Origin of the sequence: Enterococcus sp. 3H8_DIV0648 (assembly GCF_002140655.1) — a bacterium.
Taxonomy (GTDB): domain Bacteria; phylum Bacillota; class Bacilli; order Lactobacillales; family Enterococcaceae; genus Enterococcus_A; species Enterococcus_A hulanensis.
In genome coordinates, this window is the sequence record NZ_NGLG01000002.1 from 629,289 (window position 1) to 637,328 (window position 8,040).

General features: G+C 41.7%; 8 protein-coding genes. 3 read left to right on the plus strand and 5 right to left on the minus strand.

Translation table 11 applies throughout. The annotated features are described in order from the left end of the window. Nucleotides 1-168 precede the first annotated feature (168 nt). The 3 genes from A5875_RS19170 (at nt 169) to A5875_RS19180 (ending at nt 3,435) form a co-directional block, all read left to right on the plus strand. Nucleotides 169-915, plus strand: a complete 747-nt coding sequence (locus tag A5875_RS19170) for a GntR family transcriptional regulator (protein ID WP_088935176.1) — start codon at nt 169-171, stop codon at nt 913-915. Nucleotides 916-1,085: 170 nt separating this feature from the next. Further along, nucleotides 1,086-2,036, plus strand: a complete 951-nt coding sequence (locus A5875_RS19175) for a nucleoside hydrolase (protein WP_088935177.1) — start codon at nt 1,086-1,088, stop codon at nt 2,034-2,036. A 16-nt stretch (nt 2,037-2,052) separates the two neighbouring features. Then, complete coding sequence (locus tag A5875_RS19180) at nt 2,053-3,435, plus strand: MFS transporter (protein ID WP_242550542.1); 1,383 nt, start codon at nt 2,053-2,055, stop codon at nt 3,433-3,435. A 120-nt stretch (nt 3,436-3,555) separates the two neighbouring features. Here A5875_RS19180 and A5875_RS19185 read toward each other — a convergent pair whose 3' ends face one another. The 5 genes from A5875_RS19185 to A5875_RS19205 all read right to left on the minus strand — a co-directional run bounded on the left by A5875_RS19185 (nt 3,556) and on the right by A5875_RS19205 (nt 7,918). Further along, nucleotides 3,556-4,710, minus strand: a complete 1,155-nt coding sequence (locus A5875_RS19185) for a trans-sulfuration enzyme family protein (protein ID WP_088935178.1) — start codon at nt 4,708-4,710, stop codon at nt 3,556-3,558. Nucleotides 4,711-4,830: 120 nt separating this feature from the next. Beyond that, complete coding sequence (locus tag A5875_RS19190) at nt 4,831-5,931, minus strand: SLC13 family permease (RefSeq protein ID WP_088935179.1); 1,101 nt, start codon at nt 5,929-5,931, stop codon at nt 4,831-4,833. A 96-nt stretch (nt 5,932-6,027) separates the two neighbouring features. Continuing rightward, complete coding sequence (locus tag A5875_RS19195) at nt 6,028-6,411, minus strand: hypothetical protein (protein WP_088935180.1); 384 nt, start codon at nt 6,409-6,411, stop codon at nt 6,028-6,030. Nucleotides 6,412-6,535: 124 nt separating this feature from the next. Further along, nucleotides 6,536-7,579, minus strand: a complete 1,044-nt coding sequence (locus tag A5875_RS19200; RefSeq protein ID WP_088935181.1) for an HAAS signaling domain-containing protein — start codon at nt 7,577-7,579, stop codon at nt 6,536-6,538. 3 nt (nt 7,580-7,582) lie between these two features. Beyond that, entirely contained in the window at nt 7,583-7,918 is a 336-nt protein-coding gene (locus A5875_RS19205; protein ID WP_088935182.1) for a PadR family transcriptional regulator, read from the minus strand. Nucleotides 7,919-8,040 lie beyond the last annotated feature (122 nt).

The following is an 8,040-nucleotide window of genomic DNA, read 5'->3' on the forward strand; positions in this document are numbered from 1 at the left end:
GTCTAAAGTCGGACTCGCAACTAGTTCATATTAAGGTATTCATTTTTCTGAAAAATAAAAGATGTCTTTTTGATTTCAGTATGCAGCGGATTTCTTATTCAGATAAATCGGACCATCGCTTCTTAATTTGTTGTATAATAACTATAACAAAAGCAAGGAGGTTTAGACATGTATAATGATGAGCGGCTTGAAATTGACCGCAAACGAAAATTGCGTTACGTCACCGTTTATGAAAACTTGTATGAGTTGATTAAAAATGGGACGTATCCCCTTGATTCACAACTTCCGCCCGAAAATACTTTAGCCAAACAAATGGGTGTTTCGAGAATGACGCTTAGACAAGCGTTACAGTTTTTACAAGATGATGGCGTTATCAAAATAATCAAAGGAAAAGGAAACTTTGTTATCAGCAACTCTTCTAAATGGACTTCAGGCTTAGAGACTATCGCAAATCCGATCTACACTTGTCTCGATGCAGAGGTAGATGAAGTGGAAATTGACTTTCATATCGAGCCTTCTACCGAGTATACAAATGAGATCCTGCAAAGAAAAGTAGCCGTAGTTGTCTTCATTGATCGTTGGTATAAGTCTAAGGGAACACCGGTCGCATTTACTTTTTCGACGATGCCTGTAGAGGTTTTAACCGAAAAAGAGATCGATCTCAAAGATATTGAGTCCTTTAAGGCTTTCCTCAACGAACAAATTTATCGCGATGCTAAGCATACAAAGCTCCAAGTTCAATATTCGACTGTTGGAAATATTTCTGCGATAAGGTATAAAATCTCTGAAAAAGACCAATTCTACTTAGTTCAAGAAGAAATCTATTTAGACGATAAGCTTCCTTCTCTGCATAATAAACACTATCTCCCAATCGATAAAAGTCATATCGAAATCAATGGCGTTAAAAATTCTTAGACAATCTGAAAAAGATTGTCTTTTTTTATTGACAAACTAGTGTAACCGCTTTACTATACATGTATAGATATTTTATACATGTATATTTTATTTGTAACACTTGCTGAAAACTACAAACCGGTTGGTAGTCTATGCAGTACCAAAATTTATTCAACAAAGGAGTATGGAAAATGAAGAAAGTGATTTTGGATATTGACACTGGGATTGATGATGCTATGGCTCTAGCCTACGCTGTTGGATCAGAAGAATTAGAGGTCATTGGTGTCGTTGGGACTTATGGCAATGTTTATACTAAACAAGGTGTAGAAAATGTTTTAAACCTGTTGGAAATACTAAACAGAACAGATATTCCAGTTTTTATGGGCGAAGAACATGCCTTAAACAAGACGAAATTTGATCGTTTAGACATCAGTGCAAAGATTCATGGGCAAAATGGTGTGGGAGAAATTGCCCTTCACTCTGCTAAACGTACCTTCGAACCGCAAAGCGGCGTAAATTTCATTATTGACTCAGTGAAGAAGTACAAGAATGAACTATCAATCATCGCAACGGGGCCTATGACCAATCTAGGCAAAGCGCTCAAATTGTACCCAGACTTGTCTAAAGAAATTGGACAAGTAGTTATCATGGGCGGCGCGCTAACAGTTCCAGGAAATGTCAGTCCATTTGCGGAAGCAAATATCTCACAAGATCCTGAAGCGGCAAAACTGCTTTTTGAAAGCGGTACACCGATAATTATGGTCGGATTAGATGTGACAATGCGGTCTGTCCTCCACTATTCTGATACCGAGCGTTGGAGAAAAACGGCTAGTCAAGCAGGAGAAAAATATGCAGATATTGTCGACCACTATATCCATGTCCATGAAGAAATAGCTCCTTATCTAAATGGTTGCTGTCTCCATGATCCGTCGGCCGTGGCAGCAGCGATCCACCCAGAATATTTCACGATGCTGCCCTTATTTATGACGGTCGAAACACAAGGCGCTTCTATTGGAAGAACGATTGGCGTTACTGAAAAATTGCGCGATGATACCCCAAATGTTCAGGTCTGTATTGATGTCGATTCGGCAAAGGTAGTTACAGGTCTCTGTCATACGTTAGAGACGCTGTTTCAGAATTAGCAAAGGAGAAGACATGATGGAAGAGAAAATGTTGTCTAACGAACAAACAAATGGTGATGTAAAAAAATTAATGCCCGGCCTGCTGATTTTATTTGTTTTGTCGAATTTGATGGTCCAAGCATTTGTTACTGTCTCACCTTTAATTGCCGCAAATTTCAGTATTTCTGCTAGTACAGCGAGTATTCAAGCAACGATCACGACGATCACACTTGGTGTTTGCAGTGTGATTTATGGCACCCTTTCGGATTATATTCCCGTCAAAAAGCTGCTGATTTTTGGGATTTCGATGTTGAGCTTAGGTTCGGTTTGGGGATTTGTTTTTCAAGGAAACTACGGCATGATTGTTGTAGCCAGAGCGACTCAAACAATGGGACAAGCTGCGATAAGCTCGCTTTATCTAGTTATCGCGTCTCGCTATCTTGAGGGAAATACCAAGATTAAATATTTTGCGTATTTCACCGCTTGCTTTCAGGTTGCACAAGCAGCTGGTGTGCTAGTAGGAGGGATCATTACGACCTATGTTCCTTGGCAGGTTCTACTATTGATTCCTTTGTGCTCGATGCTGTTCATACCGCTTGTAATGAAATATGCTCCAGTTGAGCAGCAAGGAGAAAAGAAAAAGGTCGATTTTATTGGTTTGATTCTATTTAGCGGGATGATCGTCTTTCTGACACTGTTTGTAGATGGGTTAAGGCTTCCTTTCTTGTTAGTGATGATTGGTTTAACCTTCATTTTCCTATTTTATATCAGTCGGAATGACCAAGCTTTTATTACTCCTCAATTTTTCAAAGAAAATAAGCGCTATATTCGTGCTTTAACAGTAGTGATCAGTATTTATCTTGTTCAGTTCGCCTTTTCCTTTGTGAGTACTTTTGTTGTAACCGATGGATTGAAGGAGCCACTTTCACTTGTTTCCTATATCCTCCTTCCGGCTTATATTGCCGCGGCGATCGTTGGCGGTGTAGGTGACAAAATCACCAAAAAAATCGGACGTGAGAACACGATTCTTTTAGGGATTCTATTAATTACAGTGGGATTAGTATTAGCGGGATTATTCATTGGTCAGGGCACAATCATTTTAGGTATCAGTGGTATTTTCTTTTTCGTGGGATTTAACACACTATACTCGCCCCTCTTGGATACCGTAACAAGTACTTTACCATCAAATGAAATTGGCCGCGGTATCGGATTGAATGATTTATCGATTAATATCAGTGGCTCACTAGGGGTTGCAGTCTGCGGAAAATTGATTGCCAGCCGTGCAACAGATAAACTAAACCTATTCTCCACTGCCGCAAATTTGAGCACTTACCAAAATATTTTCTTTCTATTAAGTGTTGTTAGTTTATTTGCACTTTTGATCTTCCAAACAAGCAAGAAAAAACTGAATAATGTCTGATGCTAATTACGATTAGCTAATACACAAAAAAAAGGCGATTTTGTATTCCAAAGAAAATACAAAATCGTCTTTTGATGAAGCAAGACCAATAATTAATTTTTCTAGACCTTTTCTACGTGTCTATTTCACCGTTACTCGAACTTTAGCTAAGGCTTGTTCTAGGTCTGCGATCAAATCTTCTGTATCTTCGATGCCGACTGACAGTCGCAGCAGCCCTTCTGTTACGCCCTGTTTGTCGCGTTCTTCCTTTGGTACACAGGCATGGCTCATAGTAACCGGATAGGATAGAATCGATTCTACTCCGCCGAGACTTACGGCCGCGATCGGGATCTGCAAAGCATCCGCAAAGGTATAAACGGCTTCTTGACTGGCGAGCTCAAAGGATAGAACCGCGCCGCCAGAGGTTGCCTGTTTTTGATGAACTTCATAACCGGGATGGCTCGGCAAACCTGGGTAATGGACTTTTTTTACGACTGGATGAGCTTCCAGCATTTGGCTGATTTTTTCTGCGCTGCGGGCGCTTTGTTCCATCCGCAAGCCCATCGTTTTCAGTCCTCGCATCGTTAGCCAACAATCCTCGACGCCTAAGATGCCGCCTAAAACTTTTTGCTGCAGCTTGATCTGATCGTGCCATTCTTCATCATTGGTGACGACTAAGCCCGCCACGACATCGCTGTGTCCGTTGATAAATTTAGTCGCGCTGTGGATCACTACATCGACGCCCATAGCTAATGGCTTTTGAAATTGCGGCGTCATAAAGGTATTATCGATCATGGTCACCAAATGATGTTCTTTAGCGATCGCCACCACTCCTGCAATATCCGTCACTGACAGCAGCGGATTCGACGGTGTTTCTAAATAGAGTCCTCGGGTATTCGGCCGAATCGCATGCTCCCATTCGTCGAGCTTGGTTTCATCAACGAAGGTCACTTCGATACCGAAACGGTTCATGACTTCATTGACCAACTGGAAGGTCCCGCCGTAAATGCTCTTGCACATCACTAGATGGTCGCCTTGATTAAAGCTCAACAGCACAGCCGAGATCGCACCCATTCCTGAGGCGAAGGCAGTAGCGTATTTGCCATCTTCTAAAGCAGCGACCGCTTCTTCTAAAGCCGTTCTGGTAGGATTGCCAAAACGGGAGTACGTATAAGCTTGTCCATCCTTGATGGATGCTTGTTTAAAGGTCGAACATTGATAAATCGGAATCGATGAAGCGCCGGTTTCATCGTCAAAGGCATGGTAGCCATGAATTAATTTTGTCTTATCTTTCATCGCAAATCCCCCTCAATCATTTCTTACAGAATCAGCTTAACATGATTTAAAGCGGTTTCATGGTTTTTGGATGAATTCCCATAAGAAACTTAGCTGATTTTTAGGAATTCTTGGCGCTTTCTAATGGATGAAGAAATAAAAGATCGTCCCCAAAAATAGCAGCAGACCAAAATTGACGGCACAGAACAAACCGAAGAATTTTTTGGTTTCAGCAGGATAGTAAGCCCGGAACAAATTGTAGCCGATCAGATTCGCTAGCGATGCCAGCAACGTCCCTAACCCGCCGATATTCACCCCTAAAATAACCGCCTGCTGATTGGTAGTAAACGGCGCGATCAGAAATGCTGCCGGTACATTCGAGATGATTTGGCTCAATCCTAAGCCTGCCAAGTAGATTTGTTTGCCGCTTAGAGCTTGTAAAAAACTTTTGATAAACTGGGCCTCGCCGATATTTCCCACGATAATAAAGAAACAAACAAAGGTCAGCAGTAAGCCATAGTCCACTGTCTTGAACAATTCACGACGATAAAATACCACGATTAGCGCGACGATGGGAATGACCCATTGATAAGGCAAAACGTCCAGCACCACCAAGATCATCACCAGCATCAAGCCCGCCAGCAAGGCCGTTTCCTTGCGATCAATCCGCCGTTCATCAAGGTCTATCTCCGCCAACGAATCCTTTGCCACTAACAGGGTCAATGCTCCTAGTGAAATGAAACTAACCAGCAGCACCAAGGACATCCAGCTCAAAAACTGCCCCAACGGCACATGATAATAATCGTACAAATACAGATTTTGCGGATTGCCAAAGGGAAAGAAGCTGCTTCCTAGATTCGCCGCGACGATAATCAAGACACTGCCTAACAAGCGTCCTTTGAATTTTGGTAAAACCGACAACAGTTTAAAGTAGATCGGCAGCAGCGTCAAAATCGCCACATCATTTGTCAAAAACATCGAACCAACTAACGACAAAAGGAGCATCAGCTGAACCAGTTGCCGACTATTTTTCGAATAATGCAATAATTTCTGGGCAACGAACCGCAAGAGTCCTACCTGCTCAAAGCCTTGGATCAATAGCATTAAGCCAAATAAGCTGAAAATCACCTTATAATCAATAAAATCAGCCGAAAAACGACCGACTAAACAGCTGATGATCGCTAACAGTAATGAGATACTGAGTAATTTGTTTTCACTAAAATAATTCGCTGCTTTCTTCATGTGTCACGCCTCCGATATTAGAATACCTCAGAGACGAAAATTTGGACAAAAAAAGGCTCTAGACACAGCGTTTTTACAAACCATGTCTAGAGTTTTTCATTTTTTCTCGCCTTTTAGCTCGCTGTTATTTATAGTCTGAAACCAGTCAAAATCATAATTGTCTCCTTTGAGGGATTTTCCCGATAGGCCATTTTCTGTTACGACGCTAGTAGGAAGCCCCTTCAAGTTTTGCTTTTCTGTCAAGCTTAGATGATAGCCAATGATTGGGATCGCCAAGTTCTGTGCATTATTGATTATTTTACGTCTCTGCTTGAATGATCGAAAGACGGCAAAAGGCTCAGTGACGGTTATTTTTACTTTGTGATCTTTTTCAAGGATCATTTCTTCAATAAATTTTAGGTCGCTATTTGGCTTTTTAGCCTTATTAAACGCTAAAACTCGTGCTAATTCGTCATTTATATTCTTTACGTCCTCAGGCACTTCTGTTTTGTCGTCTACCTTTATTTGTGTGCTGGCATTAGTCCCTTTTACTTCCTGACTGCCGCAACCGCTGAGGATAAAAAGGAAACAATCGGGCTGGTTTTTAAATCAAACCCTGTTTTACTTACGCGCTTTTCCGATAGTAATTCTGTTGGAAAGAAGTCGTTTTGGCCCGATGATAAAAGACTGCACCAATTTGGATCAGCGATACAATAACGATGATCGCTGCTAGAATCAGTCGGATTTTCCCCGTTTCGCCGATCGAAATATAATGAATGATATCCCCTTCTGACCATTTGCGTTCGCTAAGAGAAGCCACCAGTTCGGAACTGAAAATATTCTGATGCATCAGCAGGATTACCCACATTACTGCGGTGATCGCGTTATCCGCAATCTCCCATGCACATACCCGATTGGTCCAACGCCGATCAATCAGCTTATAAATATTAACGATCACAGTCAGTGCAATCCCCACGATCAAAACAGGAATCAGAAAGAAAACAAAGCTTTGACTAAACAACGGCTCATCAACGATTCCACTACCGGAAATGAAAGTCCCGCTTGGCAAAATATCCAAGGCCCATAAAATTAATAGCCCGCCAAAAAAGATCGTCACAGCCAATTCGGCTACCGCATCTGAGATCGGAATAGCTTTTTCAACAGTGACCGGTGCCAGATCAGATAATTTCCATTCCGTCGTTTTGCGCTTTTCAAAGACACCCGTTCGTTCAGCGATCACAAAACCGATCGTCGTCCAGACCAGCGTTTGCAGTACCCCTGAAACACCACTTTCGATTCCACTTTGAATGATACTTTGGATAATTTTATTGACTGATTGACTACTTCCTTGAAGAACCTCAACGCCTCCCGACACGGCGCCAATAATCGCAGTTAAGATACCAATAATCGGGACCAGTAGCTTCAAGAGACGAATATACTCATTGTAAACCTGCGGCGAAATCAAGTAGCGCGGATTTTGTCGATACTCCTCAGCCAACACTTCAGGCGAACCCATTTTTTGCAGCACGTTCTCAATTTCTGCTTCACTCGGATTTTCCGACAGCATGTCATAGATATTACTTCTTAATTCTCGCTCTACCTCAGCTCGTTCCTTTTCCGGCAGATGTTCTACCACCGCAAAAACATAGCGATCGATCCAATTTTCCATTTTTTATTCCCCCAGATAGATTTCTGCAATATTCTTTTGCATTTCTTTCCATTCCTCCAACAACTCAGACCGCACCCTAATCCCTATTGAACTGATGGAATAATACTTCCGCGGTCTGCTTTCGGTCGTATCCCAGTCACTTTTCAGCAGCTCCTGCTTCTCTAAACGCCGCAGCAAAGGATATAGCGTATTCGCTTCGATCTCAATCCCTTTTCCCTGCAGCGTCTGCAAAAGCGCGTAGCCGTAATGAGGCTTCGATAAACTGCCTAAGACAGCCAAAACCAAGTTTCCCCTTTTCAACTCTGTGATATAGCTTTGTACGATATCTTTATCAGTCATCTTCTCACCTCTTCAAAAATATTATACTGTGTGACACACATTATAGTCAATGACATATTATTGTAAATGAGCTGCTGAGAATTCTTTTTTCAAAATTATTATTAAATTTTTTAAGCGTTCGT

What these genes read in the sequence shown, in the direction of transcription:
- A5875_RS19170 (WP_088935176.1), top strand. Translation starts at nt 169, where the DNA reads ATGTATAATGATGAGCGGCTTGAAATTGACCGCAAACGAAAATTGCGT.
- A5875_RS19175 (WP_088935177.1), top strand. Translation starts at nt 1,086, where the DNA reads ATGAAGAAAGTGATTTTGGATATTGACACTGGGATTGATGATGCTATG.
- A5875_RS19180 (WP_242550542.1), top strand. Translation starts at nt 2,053, where the DNA reads ATGGAAGAGAAAATGTTGTCTAACGAACAAACAAATGGTGATGTAAAA.
- A5875_RS19185 (WP_088935178.1), bottom strand. Translation starts at nt 4,710, where the DNA reads ATGAAAGATAAGACAAAATTAATTCATGGCTACCATGCCTTTGACGAT.
- A5875_RS19190 (WP_088935179.1), bottom strand. Translation starts at nt 5,931, where the DNA reads ATGAAGAAAGCAGCGAATTATTTTAGTGAAAACAAATTACTCAGTATC.
- A5875_RS19200 (WP_088935181.1), bottom strand. Translation starts at nt 7,579, where the DNA reads ATGGAAAATTGGATCGATCGCTATGTTTTTGCGGTGGTAGAACATCTG.
- A5875_RS19205 (WP_088935182.1), bottom strand. Translation starts at nt 7,918, where the DNA reads ATGACTGATAAAGATATCGTACAAAGCTATATCACAGAGTTGAAAAGG.